The organism is Brevundimonas sp. FV1ye7S (assembly GCF_058680995.1).
This window is the reverse complement of record NZ_CM178726.1, coordinates 1,612,274-1,628,849: the sequence shown is the minus strand read 5'-3', so window position 1 is coordinate 1,628,849 and position 16,576 is coordinate 1,612,274. Positions and strand designations below refer to the sequence as shown.

At 67.9% G+C, this 16,576-nt stretch carries 17 protein-coding genes; 10 read left to right on the top strand and 7 right to left on the bottom strand.

What is annotated here, in order from left to right; genetic code table 11:
- The first annotated feature begins 119 nt into the window (after positions 1 to 119).
- Complete coding sequence (locus tag ACW18C_RS07790) at positions 120 to 1,316, top strand: hypothetical protein (RefSeq protein WP_492073856.1); 1,197 nt, start codon at positions 120 to 122, stop codon at positions 1,314 to 1,316.
- On the opposite strand, the gene ACW18C_RS07785 is transcribed toward ACW18C_RS07790, so the two are convergent.
- The 6 genes from ACW18C_RS07785 to ACW18C_RS07760 all read right to left on the bottom strand — a co-directional run bounded on the left by ACW18C_RS07785 (position 1,317) and on the right by ACW18C_RS07760 (position 8,713).
- Positions 1,317 to 1,805, bottom strand: a complete 489-nt coding sequence (locus ACW18C_RS07785) for a CC0125/CC1285 family lipoprotein (RefSeq protein ID WP_492073854.1) — start codon at positions 1,803 to 1,805, stop codon at positions 1,317 to 1,319. It abuts the gene before it with no gap.
- 52 nt (positions 1,806 to 1,857) lie between these two features.
- Positions 1,858 to 2,583 (bottom strand): RluA family pseudouridine synthase, encoded by a 726-nt coding sequence (locus ACW18C_RS07780; protein ID WP_492073852.1) that lies wholly within the window; start codon positions 2,581 to 2,583, stop codon positions 1,858 to 1,860.
- Between the two features lie 16 nt (positions 2,584 to 2,599).
- On the bottom strand, positions 2,600 to 3,928 hold the full coding sequence (locus ACW18C_RS07775) for a replication-associated recombination protein A (RefSeq protein WP_492073851.1): 1,329 nt from the start codon (positions 3,926 to 3,928) through the stop codon (positions 2,600 to 2,602).
- Positions 3,929 to 4,008: 80 nt separating this feature from the next.
- Positions 4,009 to 5,412, bottom strand: a complete 1,404-nt coding sequence (locus ACW18C_RS07770; RefSeq protein WP_492073849.1) for a Do family serine endopeptidase — start codon at positions 5,410 to 5,412, stop codon at positions 4,009 to 4,011.
- Between the two features lie 757 nt (positions 5,413 to 6,169).
- The gene (locus ACW18C_RS07765; RefSeq protein ID WP_035311168.1) at positions 6,170 to 7,069 is read right to left on the bottom strand and encodes an enoyl-CoA hydratase-related protein; all 900 of its coding nucleotides are present in this window, start codon (positions 7,067 to 7,069) and stop codon (positions 6,170 to 6,172) included.
- A 51-nt stretch (positions 7,070 to 7,120) separates the two neighbouring features.
- On the bottom strand, positions 7,121 to 8,713 hold the full coding sequence (locus ACW18C_RS07760; RefSeq protein WP_492073848.1) for a carboxyl transferase domain-containing protein: 1,593 nt from the start codon (positions 8,711 to 8,713) through the stop codon (positions 7,121 to 7,123).
- A gap of 369 nt (positions 8,714 to 9,082) precedes the next feature.
- On the opposite strand from ACW18C_RS07760, the gene rpsF reads away from it, so the two are divergent.
- The 8 genes from rpsF to alr all read left to right on the top strand — a co-directional run bounded on the left by rpsF (position 9,083) and on the right by alr (position 14,360).
- Positions 9,083 to 9,469: a 30S ribosomal protein S6 gene (gene rpsF / locus ACW18C_RS07755; protein ID WP_040349448.1), complete on the top strand. Its 387-nt coding sequence runs from the start codon at positions 9,083 to 9,085 to the stop codon at positions 9,467 to 9,469.
- Between the two features lie 12 nt (positions 9,470 to 9,481).
- Entirely contained in the window at positions 9,482 to 9,760 is a 279-nt protein-coding gene (gene rpsR / locus ACW18C_RS07750; protein WP_008259463.1) for a 30S ribosomal protein S18, read from the top strand.
- Position 9,761: 1 nt separating this feature from the next.
- Complete coding sequence (gene rplI / locus ACW18C_RS07745; protein ID WP_008261897.1) at positions 9,762 to 10,346, top strand: 50S ribosomal protein L9; 585 nt, start codon at positions 9,762 to 9,764, stop codon at positions 10,344 to 10,346.
- 192 nt (positions 10,347 to 10,538) lie between these two features.
- Positions 10,539 to 10,904, top strand: a complete 366-nt coding sequence (locus ACW18C_RS07740; protein WP_492073846.1) for a hypothetical protein — start codon at positions 10,539 to 10,541, stop codon at positions 10,902 to 10,904.
- Positions 10,901 to 11,386 carry a hypothetical protein gene (locus ACW18C_RS07735; protein WP_492073844.1) on the top strand — a complete coding sequence of 162 codons (486 nt, stop codon included), beginning with the start codon at positions 10,901 to 10,903 and terminating at the stop codon, positions 11,384 to 11,386. Before ACW18C_RS07740 ends, ACW18C_RS07735 begins: the two co-directional genes overlap by 4 nt.
- 97 nt (positions 11,387 to 11,483) lie before the next feature.
- On the top strand, positions 11,484 to 12,974 hold the full coding sequence (locus ACW18C_RS07730) for a replicative DNA helicase (RefSeq protein WP_492073843.1): 1,491 nt from the start codon (positions 11,484 to 11,486) through the stop codon (positions 12,972 to 12,974).
- 45 nt (positions 12,975 to 13,019) lie between these two features.
- Positions 13,020 to 13,271: a hypothetical protein gene (locus ACW18C_RS07725; protein WP_154726154.1), complete on the top strand. Its 252-nt coding sequence runs from the start codon at positions 13,020 to 13,022 to the stop codon at positions 13,269 to 13,271.
- A 48-nt stretch (positions 13,272 to 13,319) separates the two neighbouring features.
- Positions 13,320 to 14,360, top strand: a complete 1,041-nt coding sequence (gene alr, locus ACW18C_RS07720) for an alanine racemase (RefSeq protein WP_492073841.1) — start codon at positions 13,320 to 13,322, stop codon at positions 14,358 to 14,360.
- On the opposite strand, the gene ACW18C_RS07715 is transcribed toward alr, so the two are convergent.
- Positions 14,354 to 14,995, bottom strand: a complete 642-nt coding sequence (locus ACW18C_RS07715) for a Yip1 family protein (protein WP_492073839.1) — start codon at positions 14,993 to 14,995, stop codon at positions 14,354 to 14,356. The two genes, alr and ACW18C_RS07715, sit on opposite strands and share 7 nt — an antisense overlap.
- A gap of 200 nt (positions 14,996 to 15,195) precedes the next feature.
- On the opposite strand from ACW18C_RS07715, the gene radA reads away from it, so the two are divergent.
- A complete protein-coding gene (gene radA, locus ACW18C_RS07710; protein WP_492073838.1) occupies positions 15,196 to 16,575 on the top strand; it encodes a DNA repair protein RadA in 1,380 nt (459 codons plus the stop codon).
- Position 16,576: the final 1 nt, after the last annotated feature.

Genomic DNA, 16,576 nt, shown 5'->3' with positions numbered 1-16,576 from the left:
CGCCGAAAGCGAAGCATCCTGCGCGTTCGTGGCCGTCTGACTGAAACTTCACTTGCCCTGCGACAGGGTTAACGGCGATATCCGAGACGAACCGTCAGCGGGTTGGGGGAAGCCACGTCATGTCGCAGGAAGACAGCCAGAGCCCGGTGATCGCGCCGACCATGACGTCGCCGCCGCCCTCCCCGGAACCCGAACCGCAGTCGGTCGAACAGCCGCACGATCTGGCCCCCGCCGATGCGCCCGAGACGGCGCGCGCCGCGCCGCCGAACCCGACGCCTACCGACACCCCGGCCGTGTCCGACGAAGGCGTGCTGCGCCCCATTCAGGAGAGCGACTATTTCACCCTCGACGACGCCTCGATCGCCAAGATCTCGGGCAACATCGACCTCTATTTCAACCAGCCGCTCGATATCTTTCCCTTCTGGGAAAACGAGAAGAAGCCGGACCGTTTCCACGTCCTGTTCGCGCGCCAGATCGAGGAACGGTTCCCGGCGGACCGCGACATCCGCGGTCGGGTTCACGCCTATGGCCGACGCATCTTCAGCGCCCTGTGCGTCCATGTCGGCGTCAAGCGCCTGACCCAGGTGCTGGCCCTGATCGCCTTCGCCGTCCTGGCCGAAATGGGACCGACCCTGTTCGCGGACTGGGCCGGCGGGCAACCGGCCGGTCTGGGCCTGGGCCTCCTGGCCATGCTCGTCACAGGCGGGATCTTCTTCGGCGTCTCGACCATTCTGTTCATCCAGTACCGGTTCCGGCTGGAGAACGATTCCTACGAGCTGTCGCGCGAGATCGTGCAGCGGACGCGGGAACTGCAGAATCTGTTCACCAACGCCCGCGCCCTGTCGGACCAGGCCGAGACCACCTACCAGATGGACGGCAAGGCCTGGGGCCAGCGCGCCCTCTATCTGACCCGGCTGGTCATGTGGATCGGGGCGCGGATGGAGTATCTGGAGAAGTTTATCCAGATGGAACTGTGGCGCGTGCGGCGCGAACGCTACTGGATGCGCTGGTTCGGGCGGATCACCACCCCCGCCGTGCTGGTGATCTGGCTGATCGTCTTCATCTTCTTCCCCGCCCCGGCGGCCAACGAGATCGGCTTCCGCATCCTTCAGATCATCGCCGTCCTGCTGGCATGCGGCGTGACCTGGCTGTCGTATTTCCGCTGGCAGACGCCTGCCCAGGCGATCCAGGACAAGCTGGGGGCCGAGGGCTGGGTCCGCTACGCGTCGCTGGACGTGGACAACACCGTCGGCGACCAGGTGCGGCGCGACAAGGAACGGCTGGTCGAATACCGCGCCCTGACGCGGGGGCGCTGATCAGCGCGGGATGGAGGCCTGGACCGATCGGGCGTCATAGGCGTTCGGACGGTCGGGCTTTGGGCCCCGCCCCATGATGATCTCCAGCGAGGTCGAGGTCGGGCTGGGGCCGCTGAAGTTCAGGCCCAGGCCCACCCCGACGCCCGAGGCCGAATAGCCGCCGTATCGGCTGGATCCGCCGCCGATGGAGACGCTGGGCCGCACGCCGCCCGCGCCGCCGGGACGGCCGTCGGTCCAGCTCTGGGTCACTTCAAACCAGTCATAGCCCTGGTCCGTGGTCAGATCGGCGGCCCGCACCAGCGCATAGTCGGCGACAGCGCCCGGCGACCCGACGCCGTTGTAGGTGACACGGTAACGGTTGGATTCGATCCTCTGCTCCGAATAGCCCTGCCCGCCCGGCGCGCGCTGGGCGCCGTAGGGGGCCAGGCTGGCGCAGGCGGCCAGGGCCAGGGTCGAGGCGGCGAGGCTGAGAATGGCGAGGCGCTTCATGGCGTTGTCTCCCTTTGACGGAGATAGCGTTGCTTGAGCCGGAGCGTTCCGTCTAGAGGCCCAAGGCCGAACGCAAACCCGCGAAATCGGCCGGCGGCGGCGCCTCCACCGTCGTCGTTCCGCCCTCGGGATGAGGAAAACTCAGCTTGAAGGCGTGCAGCATCAGGCGCGGCGCCGGCCCAACCTCTGTCGTCAACGCTCCGCCATAGCGAACATCCCCGATCAGCGGACGGCCCAGATGGGCCATGTGAACCCGCAGCTGGTGCATCCGCCCCGTCAGCGGCTCCAGCTCGACCACCGCCCCCTGGTCGTTGGCGGCCAGGGTCCGATAGCGGCTCTGCGAACCCTGGGCGCCGGGCGCGTCGAAGGCGACGACCCGCATATAGGACTCGCGCCCGATCTCCTCGCGGCGCAGCGGGGCCTCAATGGTCCCCGACGCCGGGTCCGGCGCGGCGGACAGCAGGGCCAGATACTGTTTGCGAAACCGCCGCATCTGCAGGGCCTTACCCAGGAAGCCCGCCGCCGGCTTGGTCTTGGCCGCCAGGATCACGCCCGAGGTGTCGCGGTCCAGCCGATGCACCAGCTCCGGCCGCTTGCCGTTGGACCGGGCGAACGCCCAAAGCAGATCGTCGAGCGTATGCGCCTGGATCCGCCCGCCCTGGCTGGACAGGCCGGACGGCTTGGAAAAGGCGATCACATGGGCGTCCTCGTGGATCACCCACGAACGGACGGCGGCGATCTCATCCTCGGACAGGGCGACGGGTTGGCGGGTGGTCATCGGGAGCTTCTAGAGGTCAGTCCCCCGCCCCGTCCACCGCCGCATCTTTCGCCAGCCGCGCCCGCATCTCGGCCCAGCGCTCCAGCCGCGCCTTGACCTTCTCCTCATGCCCCTCGCCCTTGGGCTTGTAGAAGGTGCGGCGTTCCATCTCGTCGGGGAAGAAGTTCGCGCCCGAGAAGCCCTCGGGCGTGTCCGGGTCGTACTGGTAGCCCTTGCCGTAGCCCAGCGACTTCATCAGCTTGGTGGGGGCGTTGCGGATATGGGCGGGGGGCGTCAGCGATCCCGTCTCATAGGCCGCCTTCTTGGCCGCCTTGAAAGCCTCGTACACCCCGACCGACTTGGGCGCGGTGGCCAGGTGGACCACGGCCTGGGCCAGGGCCAGTTCGCCCTCCGGACTGCCCAGGAAGTCGTAAGTGTCCTTGGCCGCATTGGCGACCAGGATCGACAGCGGGTCCGCCTCGCCGATGTCCTCGACCGCCATCCGCACGATCCGCCGCGCCAGATACAGCGGGTCTTCGCCCCCGTTCAGCATCCGCGCCAGCCAGTACAGGGCCGCGTCCGGGTCCGACCCGCGCACCGATTTATGCAGGGCGGAGATCAGGTTGTAATGCTCTTCCCGGCTCTTGTCATAGGCGGGCGCGCGGCGCTGCAGCACACCGGCCAGCCCCTGTACGTCCAGGGTTTCGCCGGCGGGCAGGTCGAACAGCACCTCCGACATGGTCAGCAGATAGCGTCCGTCGCCATCGGCGAGGGCCAGCATGGCCTGGCGCGCTTCCGGTGACAGCGGCAGGCCTCTTTCCATATGGGCCTCGGCGCGGCTCAACAGTTGATCCAGCGCCGCATCGTCCAGCCGTTTCAGCACATAGACCTGGGACCGCGACAGCAGCGCCCCATTCAGTTCGAAACTGGGGTTCTCGGTCGTGGCCCCGACCAGGGTGACGACCCCGGCCTCGACGAAGGGCAGGAAGCCGTCCTGCTGGGCGCGGTTGAACCGGTGGATCTCATCGACGAACAACAGGGTGCTCTGCCCCGCCGCCCGCCGCATCCGCGCCGCCTCGAACGCCTTCTTCAGGTCGGCGACTCCGGAAAAGACGGCGCTGATCGACTGGTATTCATAGCCCGCCGCCTGGGCCAGCAGCCGGGCGATGGTGGTCTTGCCGGTGCCGGGCGGCCCCCACAGGATCATCGACCCCAGACGCCCCGCCTCGATCATCCGCCGGATCGGCCCACCGGCGCCCAGCAGATGATCCTGGCCCACCACCTCGTCCAGCGTGCGCGGACGCAGACGGTCGGCCAGGGGGGCGTCGGGCGGCAAGATGCCGGAGGCTTCGAAAAGGTCGGTCATGAGTGCGACCTATGTAGGCGTTCGCCAAAGGCTTTTCACCCGTTTGTGTGGGCCTGTGGTCGAAGACACTGTCGAGCCCCTTACCTCAACACGCCCCGAATCTGGCGCCCGCCGCGATTGACCACGATTTCCCACGGGCCGCGACCGGCACCGGCGGCTTCGACGTCGCGCGCCGAAGCTATCGCGCGGCCGTTGATGCTGACGATCAGGTCGTTCTGGCGGAAGCCGGCGCGGGCGGCGTAGCCCCGGCCCGACACGCCGGTGACAATGACGCCCGTGGCGAACGGGTCGCCGCCCAGGCGGTCGGCCAGGGCCGGGTTCAGGGCCACGACCTGGGCCCCGGCGAAGGGGCCGGACTGGATCACGACGCCCTGGCGGGGGTCGGCGTCGCCGGGCAGGGTCTGGACCCGCGCGGTCAGTGTCTGGGGCCGACCGTCGCGCAGGATGGCGACCTGGACCTGATCGTTCGGATTGCGCGAGCCGACGCGATAGTTCAGCCCGTTCTGGTCGTTGATCTCCTGACCGTCCACGGCGGTGATCACATCGCCCTGGCGGATACCGGCGCGGGCGGCGGGACCGTTGGCGTAGACGTCGGTGACGACCAGCCCCTGGGGTCGGCTGAGGCCCAGGCTGCCGGCGATGTCGCCGGTGACAGTGTCGCCCTTTACGCCCAGCCAGGGACGAACCACGGCCTTGGCGCCGCCCAGGGCCGAATCGACCACGCGCTTGACCATGGCGGCGGGCACGGCGAACCCGACCCCGGCGGACGAGCCCGAGCGGGAGAAGATGGCGGTGTTGATGCCGATCAGGTCGCCGTCCATGTCCACCAGGGCCCCGCCCGAATTGCCGGGATTGATGGCCGCGTCGGTCTGGATGAAGGAGCCGCTGTCGGAAATACCGGTCTCGGTCCGGTTCAGGGCCGAGATGATGCCGTTGGTCACCGTCTGGCCCACGCCGAACGGATTGCCGATGGCCAGGACCAGATCGCCGACCTGCTGTTCTTCCTGATCGTCGATGGCCAGGACCGGCAGCCGGTCGCTGACGTTCTCCAGCCGCAGCACGGCGATGTCGCTGCGCTCGTCGGCCAGGATGACGGTGGCGGGAAACTCGCGCCGGTCGTTCAGCACGACCTTGATCTGCTGGGCGCCGTCGATGACGTGGTTGTTGGTGACGACGATCCCGTCCGAGCGGACGATCACGCCCGACCCGACCGATTCCGCCACCCGCGCCTGGGGAATGCCGCCGCCGAAGAACTGGAAGAAGGGATCGGCCTGGACCCGTTGCACGCTGCGGGCCGAGATATTGACCACGGCCGGGGCGGCGGATCGCACCACCGGCGCGAAGCTGGACTTCATCCCCGCCGCATCGCTGGGCGCGGTGCGCGTCGGCTGGGCGAACTCGCCCTCCTGCGCCTTGGAATTGGTGGGGTTGCCGCAGGCCGACAGGGCCAGGGCGGCGACGAGCACGATCGATCGGGTCTGCATAATCATCCGAGGAGAACAGGCTTCAAGCCACACCATACCGCACCGTGTTTCGGGCCGGATCAAGGCGTCGGCGCGACATCAACGGACAAGCTTTCAGCCCGTTCCCGCAGCGTCGTGCAGACGAACGGAGGCGCTCCGTCCCTTCGGCGGAGTTTGGAGGCCCTTTGGAAGCGGAGGGCTGGGCGGGGCGCCGGGCCTTCGCCCGGAGTTTTGTGTTTTGAGTACCGTTTCGACGAAGGTTTGACGCCCCGCGCGGAAGGTTGGCCTGCAAGCTCGGGGCGCCGAGCGGTGGCGGTCTTATCGCCTAACCCCATAAGCCTGCGACGGGTCGGCGGTCCCTGCGAAGAACCGTCCCGAGTGCGATCGAGTATCCCCCTCGACCCTCCGACGACGTTTTGAGACGCCGCCGGCGCGGAGGGATTGCACCCCCGCTCCCGTTCCATCCGCTCCCGCCGCCGCAAGGTCGCAGGCCAAGCGAGCCCTCCAAGCGACGAGACCGGGCGTGATTATAGGGGGTGGGGAAGCCCTGGCGGGGAAGTCGGGGCGAGAATCTGACAAGCGGTTGGAATCATTGGAGTGAGACCAGCGTCATTGTGACAGTTGGGGCCGTTCGGGCCCCCTCCGTCACGGCGCTCTGCGCCGCGACACCTCCCCCAAGGGGGGAGGATTTCGGTGCTCGCATTCCTCCCCCCTTGGGGGAGGTGGATCGCCGGCGAAGCCGGCGAGACGGAGGGGGCCTGTGAGGCCTGCCCTGCCCCTAAACCGCCCAGTCGGGTTTGCGCTTGTCCAGGAAGGCGCGGACGCCTTCCTGGCCCTCGGGGGAGACGCGGGCGCGGGCGATGCGTTTGGCGGTGTCGTCCAAGAGGCCGCTGTCGATCTTGTGGCCGGCGATGTCGTTGACCAGGCGTTTGGCCTCGCCCATGGCGCCGGGGGCGTTGCCGCTGAGGCTATCGGTCAGCATGGCGATGAACTCGTCCACCGAACCCTCGGGCAGGACCAGATCGATCAGGCCGGCGTGGGCGGCGTAGTCGGCGTCGAAACTATTGCCGGTCAGGAACAGCTGACGCGCGCGCCGCGCGCCGATGGCCTCGATGACATAGGGGGCGATGGTTGCGGGGATCAGGCCCAGCTTGACCTCGGAGAAGGCGAAACGCGCGCCCTCGACCGCCACGGCCATGTCGCAGGCGGCGACGATGCCGGCCCCGCCGCCCATGGCGGCGCCCTCGACCAGGGCGACCGTCAGGGCGGGGACGTCGTGCAGCGCCTTCAGCATTCGCGCCAGGCCCAGGGCGTCGTCGCGATTGTCGGCCTCGGACCAGTCGGCGGCGTCGCGCATCCAGTTCAGATCGGCCCCGGCGCTGAAGGTGCCGCCCGCGCCCCGGATGAAGACCAGGCGGACGTGGTCGGCGCCGTGCAGGGTCTCGAACGCCTCGTGCAGGGCGGCAATGGTGGCGGCGTCGAAGGCGTTCTTCTTCTCGGGCCGGTCCAGGGTGATGAAGACCACCCCGTCGCTGGTGGCGTCGATCCGCACCAGGTCGTCATTGGCGTCCGGCGCGGCGTCGGCCAGCAGCGGATGGGCGATGCGGTTGATCTCGGCTTCCTCGGCGTCGGTGACGTCCAGGGCGTTGAGGTCGGCGTCGGTGGGTTGATCGGCCATGGTCATCTCCAAACTGAGGGTCCGCGTTGCAACGGGGGGCGGAAGAATAGGTTACATCCGGAACAGGCCGAACGTGGTCTCCGGGATCGGGGCGTTCAGGCTGGCGGAAATGGCCAGGCCCAGGACGTCGCGGGTCTGGGCCGGGTCGATGACGCCGTCGTCCCACAGGCGGGCGGTGGCGTAATAGGGATTGCCTTCGTCCTCGTATTTCTGACGGATCGGGGCCTTGAAGGCTTCGGCGTCCTCAGGCGACCAGGTCTCCGCGTCGCGGTGGACGGTGGCCAGCACCGACGCCGCCTGTTCCCCGCCCATCACGCCGATCCGGCTGTTGGGCCAGGTGAAGAGGAAGCGCGGAGAATAGGCGCGGCCGCACATGCCGTAGTTTCCGGCCCCGAAACTGCCGCCGATCAGGACGGTGAACTTGGGCACCTCGGCCGAAGCGACGGCGGTGACCAGCTTGGCGCCGTCCTTGGCGATGCCGCCGGCCTCATATTTGCCGCCGACCATGAAGCCCGAGATGTTCTGCAGGAACAGCAGCGGAATCTTGCGCTTGCAGGCCAGTTCAATGAAGTGGGCGCCCTTCTGGGCGCTTTCGGAGAAGATGACGCCGTTGTTGGCCAAGATGGCGACCGGATAACCCCAGATGCGGGCGAAGCCGCAGACCAGGGTCGAGCCGTACAGGCTCTTGAACTCGTCGAACTCGGACCCGTCCACCAGGCGGGCGATGACCTCGCGCACATCATAGGGGGCGCGCACGTCGTCGGGGATCAGGCCGTACAACTCTTCGGCCGCAAAGGCCGGCGCGCGAGGTTCGCGCACGTCCATGTCCACGGACTTGGTCGTGTTCAGATTGGCGACGATGGAACGGACGATCTCCAGCGCATGTTCGTCATTCTCGGCCACATGGTCGACCACGCCCGAGCGACGGCCGTGGGTCTCGGCGCCGCCCAGTTCCTCGGCCGAAATGACCTCGCCGGTGGCGGCCTTCACCAGGGGCGGGCCGGCCAGGAAGATGGCGCCCTGGTTGCGCACGATGATCGTCTCGTCCGACATGGCCGGCACATAGGCGCCGCCGGCGGTGGACAGGCCCATGACGCAGGCGATCTGGGCGACGCCCTTGGCGCTCATCCGGGCCTGGTTGAAGAAGATGCGGCCGAAATGGTCGCGGTCGGGGAAGACCTCGGCCTGGTGCGGCAGGTTGGCCCCGCCGGAATCGACCAGATAGACGCAGGGCAGGCGGTTCTGCTCGGCGATCTCCTGGGCGCGCAGATGCTTCTTCACCGTCATGGGGAAGTAGGCGCCGCCTTTAACCGTCGGGTCGTTGGCGACGATCATCACCTCGCGGCCCGAGACGCGGCCGATTCCGGTGATCAGGCCGGCGCCGGGGGCCTCGCCGTCGTACATGGCGTGGGCGGCCAGCTGACCGACCTCCAGGAAGGGCGAGCCGGGGTCCAGCAGACGCTCGACCCGGTCGCGGGGCAGCAGCTTGCCTCGAGCCACATGCCGTTCGCGCGACTTGTCGGACCCGCCGCGCGCGGCCTCGGAGACATGGTCGCGCAGTTCGGCGACCAGGGCGCTGTTGTGCGCGTGCAGGGACTTGTATCTGGGGCTTTGCGGATCGACCGCTGACGTCAGCTTCGGCATGAGGCTGGTTTAGGCGGGCTGGCGGGACGTCACAAGGAATTCTCCCTCCCCGCTCCGGGGAGGGGCGTCGCGCAGCGACGGGGCGGGGGCGGCCCGGCAGGGGCGCACTGCCGGAATCGGGACAGATCTGTGATGGGTCGCCCTGCCCTCCCCACCCGGTCTCGCCTGCGGCTCACCCCCCCCGCGGGGGAGGGAGAAATGTTGCGCATCGCCCCCTTTTCCCCTATAGGCCCCGCCTTTCCAGGGCTTCGGTCCTGTCGTGGAACACCAAAGGGTTGGACGTTCGGTCCGGCCGCCGCGCCAGGAGCCATCGTGGGGATCGACTTACCCGGTCGTTTCCACGCCGACGCCCACAAGGGAGACTACCGCATGGCTCTTTACGAGCACACGGTCATGACGCGCCAGGATATCTCGGCGCAGCAGGCCGAAGCGCTGAACGACACCATCAAGGACCTGATCGTGCAAGGTGGCGGTTCCGTCGCCAAGATCGAGTACTGGGGTCTGCGCAACCTGACGTACCGCGTGAAGAAGAACCGCAAGGCTCACTATTCGCTGCTGGCCGTCGACGCCCCTCCGGCCGCCATGGCCGAAGTCGAGCGTCAGCTGGGCATCAACGAAGACGTGCTGCGCTGGCTGACCGTCCGCGTCGAGGAACTCGACCTGGAACTGTCGCCGCTGCTGGCCCGCCGCGAGCGTGAACGCGAGCGTGAGCGCGAGCGCACCCCGCGCGACGACGCCGCCGCTGACGCCGAATAAGGAAACCGGAACATGACCGACACCACCGCCCCGACCCCGGGCGCCCCGGCTGGCTCCGGCGCCGCCGGCCGCCGCCCCTTCTATCGTCGCCGCAAGGTCTGCCCGTTCTCGGGCGCCAATGCGCCGAAGATCGACTACAAGGACGTGAAGCTGCTGCAGCGTTACGTCTCCGAACGCGGCAAGATCGTGCCTTCGCGCATCACCGCCGTCTCCCAGAAGAAGCAACGCGAACTGGCCAAGGCCATCAAGCGCGCCCGCTATCTGGCCCTCCTGCCGTATGTGGTGAAGTAAGATGAAGGTCGTTCTGCTGGAACGCGTCGAGAATCTCGGCGCCATCGGCGACGTCGTGTCCGTCAAGGACGGCTTCGCCCGTAACTTCCTTCTGCCGCGCGACAAGGCCCGCCGGGCCACCGCCGCCAACCTGAAGGCGTTCGAACTCGACCGCGTCGCCATCGAGCAACGCAACGAGAAGAACAAGGCCGATGCACAGAAGGTCGCCGACAAGATCGACGGCCAGACCTACATCATGATCCGTCAGGCCGGTGAAACCGGTCACCTGTACGGTTCGGTCGCCGGTCGCGACGTCGCCGAGGCCATCCAGGCCGAAGGCGGCAAGGTCGAGCGTTCGCAAATCGTCCTGAACACGGCGATCAAGAACCTGGGCGTCCACGAAGTGCCTGTTCGCCTGCACGCCGAGGTCCGCGCATCGGTCAAGATCAACATCGCCCGTTCGATGGATGAAGCCGAGCGTCAAGCCAAGGGCGAGGACGTGATCCGCAGCCAGTTCGACGATGAGCGCCAGGCCGCCGAGCAATCGGCCCAGGAACTGATCGAAGGCGGCGCCGGTCAACAGGAAGGCTTCGGCGACGAAGCCTGATCCCGCCGGCCTTTCGAGGCCGGATCGCCGGAAACATCAGGGGCGCGTTCCGCAAGGGACGCGCCCTTTTTGCTTTGGAGAACGGTCCGGAGCAGGAAGATTACCAAAGCTTCAGAACAGCACGACTTTCACGCCCCCGTTGCGCCACATATCGCCGATCATTCTGGCGTTTCGTGTTCGGAGGGGATCGATATGAAGGCCAAAATCATCGCGGGGGCCTTGGCCCTGTCGCTGGTCGCGGGGGCGGTGCAGGCCATGTCGGTGCAGGAGTTCCTGGCCACCGCCGCCGGCATTCCCCAAAATCCCACCGCCCTGCTTCGATCCGACACCCGGCGGCTGATGGGCGAGTTTCGTGGCGCGGCGCGGACGGTGCGCGCCGAACAGACGGCGGCGACTGCGGCGGGACGCACGCCCGCGACCTGCATGCCGGACAAGGTCGGCTTCTCGCCGGACGAAATCCTGGGTCGGTTCAACACCATTCCCCAGGGCCGACGGAACATCAGCGTGACCCAGGCCATGCGGGAATGGATGATCGAGAAATATCCCTGCCCCGCATGACCCGCCCGACATCGCGCCCGAACGCTCTGCGGTCGGTGGCGATATTCCTCGGCGGCGCCGTGGCGATCGCGGTCGGCGTGGTCGTTCTCGGGCTCCTGCTGCCGGCCGCCGCGGGTCATGTCGCGCCCACGATCCGGCGGCATCCGCCCTGGGTTCTGGCCGGGCTTGGGCTGGTCGTCATGACCGTCGAAGCGACCGTCTTCACCATTCTGCCGCTTCAGGTGTCGCAGCATTTCCTGAAACGCCAGTGGCCCGGCGCGGCGGCCGGTTTCGCCGGATACGTCATCGGCATTCACTGGGACAATGGCTGGAGAGGCCTGGCCGTTTCGGCCTGGGTGTGGGGAATCGTCACGGCGGCCTATCTGCTGGAACGACAGGGCTCCCTGGCCCGCGCGATCGGTCAGGCCGTCGCGCTGAAATGGACGTTCTGGGCCCTCGCCTTCGCCGCGCTCAGCGCCGGAGGGATGATCCGCCCCGATTGAGGAATTCCCGTTCGCCCACAGGGTGGACGATCTGTCCACGGTCGAAGCGACGTCCACGACTGACGCAGGCGCGTGTCAGGGCTAGAGCGTTAAGACAATGAATGCGTTCGCCCCCATGCCCTTCTCGTCCTCGCCGATGGACTCCAGCGGCGTCAGCTCGATGCCCCACAATCTGGAGGCGGAACAGGCGCTGCTGGGCGCGCTGATGTTCGACAACGGCGTGTTCGAACGCCTGAGCGACCGTCTGCGCGGCCAGCATTTCTACGAGCCCTTCCACCAGCGGCTGTTCGAGGCGATCGAGGATCATATCCGCCAGGGGATGCTGGCCGAGCCGACCATCCTGATGGAGCGGTTCAAGCAGGACCCGGCCTTCCATGAGTTCGGCGGCCTGCGCTATTTCGCCGATCTGGTCGACCGGGCGCCGCCGGCGGCCAATGCGCCGGACTATGCGCGGGTGGTCTATGACACGGCCCTGCGCCGCGATCTGATCCGCATCGGCGGCGAGATCATCAAGGAGGCGCCCAATCCCGAGACGCCCGCCGACGAACAGATCGAACAGGCCGAACAGACCCTGTATTCGCTGGCCGAGACAGGCAAGCCGTCGTCCGGTTTCGTCAGCTTTTCCCACGCCCTGTCCGGCGCCGTTCAGATGGCGGCCGAAGCCTATCAACGCGAAGGCAAGCTGGCGGGTCTGGCGACGGGCCTGAACGACCTGGACCGCAAACTGGGCGGGTTGCACCCGTCCGACCTTCTGATCCTCGCCGGCCGTCCGTCGATGGGCAAGACGGCCCTGGCGACCAACATGGCCTTCAACGTGGCCCGCGCCTATCAGTGGGAGCCGACGCCCGAGGGCCGCAAGACGGTCAATGGCGGGGTGGTGGCCTTCTATTCGCTGGAAATGAGCGCCGAACAGCTGGCCATGCGGATCCTGGCCGACGCCTCGGGCGTGTCCTCCGACAAGCTGCGCAAAGGCGAGATCGACGCCACCGACTTCGGCAAGCTGCGCGACGCGGCGGTCGAGATCGGCGAGAGTCCCCTGTACATCGACGCCACCGGCGGCCTGTCCATGTCCAAGCTGGCGGCGCGGGCGCGGCGGCTGAAGCGGATGGAGCACGGGCTGGATCTGATCATCGTCGACTATCTTCAACTGGTGACGACCGGCGACAGCGGCGGGCAGAAGAACCGGGTGCAGGAGGTGTCGGAGATCACCGGCGGCCTGAAGGCCCTGGCCAAGGAGCTTTCGGTGCCGATCATCGCCCTGTCGCAGTTGTCGCGTCAGGTGGAGCAGCGCGAGGACAAGCGGCCGCAACTGTCCGACCTGCGCGAATCCGGCTCGATCGAGCAGGACGCCGACTGCGTGATGTTCGTCTATCGCGAGAGCTATTATCTGGGCCGGGCGGAGCCGCGCGAAGGCACCGAGGAACACCTGCAATGGCAGCAGGACATGGACCGGCTGCAGGGCCAGGCCGAGGTCGTCATCGGCAAGCAACGCCACGGCCCCATCGGCATCGTCAAACTGGCCTTCGACGCCGAGACGGTGCGGTTCGGCAACCTGGCGCACGGCTATGAGGAAGTCAGCTACGAATAGAGGCCGGCGGTTGACCTGGGCCGCGAACAGGCCCCTTGGGTGCGGATGGCCAGCGAAACCGTCTATATTCTTCAGACCTATGTTCAGGGGCGCGGCAAGGGGCTGAAGGCCGAGCCGCAGGTGGGCTGCAAGGACGCCGAGGAGGCGCGGCGCAAGGCCGAGCGGCTGGCGCCCCTGCGGCTGGGCGTTGTGGCCTTTTCGGTCTCGGCGGACACCGAGATGGGCGATTACGACGAACAGCCGACCATCATCTTCAAGTCCGGGCGACTGCCGCCGCCGTTCAGCGACGAGGATTGATCGGGTCAGGCCTTCCATCGTCGGGAAGTTGCGCCAATAAGGGCCGCCATGCCCTCCCCCGCCCTGCTGTCCGTCGATCTGAACGCGCTCGCCCGCAATTTCCACACCCTGGAGGCCGTGACCGGCGTGCCGGTGCATCCGGTGGTCAAGGCCGACGCCTATGGCTTGGGGGCCGAGGCCTGCGCGAAACGTTTGATGGCGGAAGGGGCGCGGACCTTTTTCGTGGCGCGGGCCGGCGAAGGCGCAGCCCTGCGGACGGCGCTGGGCCCGGAACCCGTCCTCTATGTGCTGGACGGCTGTCACGGCGAGGCGGCGGGGCTGTTGAAGGCGGCGGACCTGCGGCCCGTGCTGAACCAGCCGGTGCAGATGAAGGCGTGGGCCGAGGCCGGCGGCGGAGCCTGCGGCATTCAGATCGACACCGGCCTGAACCGGCTGGGCTTCCGGCCGGAGGATGCGCCCGAGGCCTTTGACGGGCTGAGCCTGGTCATGAGCCACCTGGCCTGCGGCGACGAACCGGACCAGCCGATGAACCGGCGCCAGCGTGACCGGTTCGCGGGCGTGGTTGAACGCTATCCGGGCGTGACACGGTCCTTCGCCAATTCGGGCGGCTGTTTCCTGGGGCCGGATTTCGCCTTCGACGCGGTGCGGCCGGGCGTCTGCCTGTACGGCGGGGGACCTGAGGGGCGGCCGGACGAGCGGATCGCCCCCGTCGCCGCCCTGACGGCGGAGGTCCTGCTGGTGCGCGACGTGCGGGCGGGCGAGAGCGTCGGCTATTCGCGTGGTTTCGTGGCCGAACGACCGATGCGGGCGGCCATCGTAGCGGCGGGTTATGCCGACGGGGTTCTGCGCGCCTATGGGCCGCGCGGCGCGGTCTGGGTCGCAGGCGAGACCCGGCCGCTGCTGGGCCGGATCTCGATGGACGTCTGCACGATCGATGTGACCGGTCTGGAGGTCGCGGTCGGCGACCGGGTCGAACTGTTCGGAGCCAATCGCCCCCTGGACGCGGCGGCGGAGGCGGCGGGGACCATCAGCTACGAATTGCTGACCGCCGTCACCGTCCGCGTTCCCCGCGCCTATGTCGGTCAGTAACCGCCGGTGATGGCCGCCATGCCGGCGCCGGCGACCACGAAACTGGCGCCGATCATGCCGACGATGGCGTTGATGATGAAGGTCATGACCAGGCCCAGGATCACCGTAACGATGAAATAGCCGACAGCCTTGTCCGCCGGGACCTTCATCAGCATCGGCAGACCCAGGTACAGCAGATAGAAGCTGTAAAGGCCCAGGATGGCCAGGACGCCCAGCATCGGGATCAGGCCGAAGACCCCGACCAGCCACATGGCCGTATAGGAATAGACCGCCACCTTCATCGCCTGGACCGGATCGCTGGCCCCGCCGAAACTGGGGGCCAGGGCGTTGATGATCAGGCCCAGCAGATAGACGGCGACCAGGGACAGCCCATAGCTGACCACCGCGACCAGAAGCGCGCCGAGGATCGACATGGGCGTGCCGAACAGGGGCAGAAGCTGGCCGCCGATCAGGCTGCAGATCGGGCCGATGGCGGCCAGGATCATGGCGTAGCGGGTGAACAGACTGCGGGTCGTGGCGAACTCGCCGTCGATGCGCGCCCATTCGGTCTTCGGCTGCAGGATGATGCCCTTGACCCGGGCGATCAGGGCCGGATCAACGGCGGGTTGCGTCGACGGGGTGGAGGGTTCGGTCATGGACAAGGGCCTGTAAAACAGTGGGGGGGCGAAGCGGAATATTGACGTCACGTCACCTGACGACGCAAGCCATTTGCGACACGATCTCAACCCTGAACTACGGCAAAGGTTGCGGTTGCGACCGGAAATGACGTGACGACGGTGCAAAGGGCCGCCGGATTGGGCGGTCCGTCCGCCCTTCGGCCTGCTAAAGGATGCCCATGGCTCGCGATTCCGCCCTCTATGTCTGTCAGTCCTGCGGCTCGGTCCACGGCAAATGGTCGGGCCAGTGCGCGTCGTGCGGCCAGTGGAACACCCTGACGGAAGAGAGCCGGTCGGCGCCTCCGGGCGCGATCAAGCCGTCGGCGGCGGCCTCGGCGCGCGGGCGCGGCCTGCAGTTCGAGACGCTTCAGTCCGACACCCCCGAACCGCCCCGCATCACCACGGGCGTGGCCGAGTTCGACCGGGTCTGCGGCGGCGGCGTGGTGCCCGGTTCGGCCATCCTGCTGAGCGGCGATCCGGGGGTGGGCAAGTCGACCCTGTTGCTGGAGGTGGCGGCCAAGGCCGCCCTGAGGGGCGCGCGCATCGCCTATATCTCGGGCGAGGAGGCGGTCGAACAGATCCGGGCGCGGGCCAAGCGGATGGGACTGGAGCAGGCGCCGGTCAGTCTGGCGGCGGCGACGGCGCTGCGCGACATCCTGGGCACGCTGAAGCGCGAACAGTTCGACATCGTCATCGTCGATTCGATCCAGACCCTTTGGTCCGACGTCCATGAGAGCGGGCCGGGCTCGATCACCCAGGTCCGGGCCTGCGCCGGCGAGATGGTGCGGCTGGCCAAGACGCAAGGGGTGGCGGTGGTTCTGGTCGGGCATGTCACCAAGGACGGCCAGGTCGCGGGGCCGCGCGTGGTCGAACACCTGGTCGACGCCGTCATGACCTTCGAGGGCGAGCGCGGCTATCCGTTCCGCATCCTGCGCGCCGGCAAGAACCGGTTCGGCGCCACCGACGAGATCGGGGTGTTCGAAATGGGCGACAGCGGCCTGAGGGAAGTCGCCAATCCGTCGGCCCTGTTCCTGGGCGACAGCAAGGACCGGGCGCCCGGCGCGGCGGTCTTCGCGGGGATCGAGGGATCGCGGCCCGTGCTGGTCGAGATTCAGGCCCTGGTGGCCCCGTCCGCCTATGGCACGCCGCGGCGGGCGGTGGTCGGCTGGGATTCCGGTCGCCTGGCCATGCTGCTGGCGGTGCTGGAGGCCCGGTGCGGCCTGGGGTTCGGGGACAAGGACGTCTATCTGAACGTGGCCGGCGGCCTGAGGATCAACGAACCGGCGGCGGACCTTGCGGCGGCGGCGGCCCTGATCAGCTCCGCCCTGGACATGCCCCTGCCCCAGGGCTGCGTCGTGTTCGGCGAGATCGGCCTGTCGGGCGAGGTCCGCAGCGTTGGCCGGGCCGAGGCGCGGGTTCGGGAGGCCCAGAAACTGGGCTTTGAACATGTGCTCTGCCCGCCCCTGGCCCAGAACGGCGGCAAGACCAAGGGGGTCAAGGTGACGTCGGCGACACGATTGACGGATGTGGTCGAACGAATCTCGCAAAACCGCTATTAGA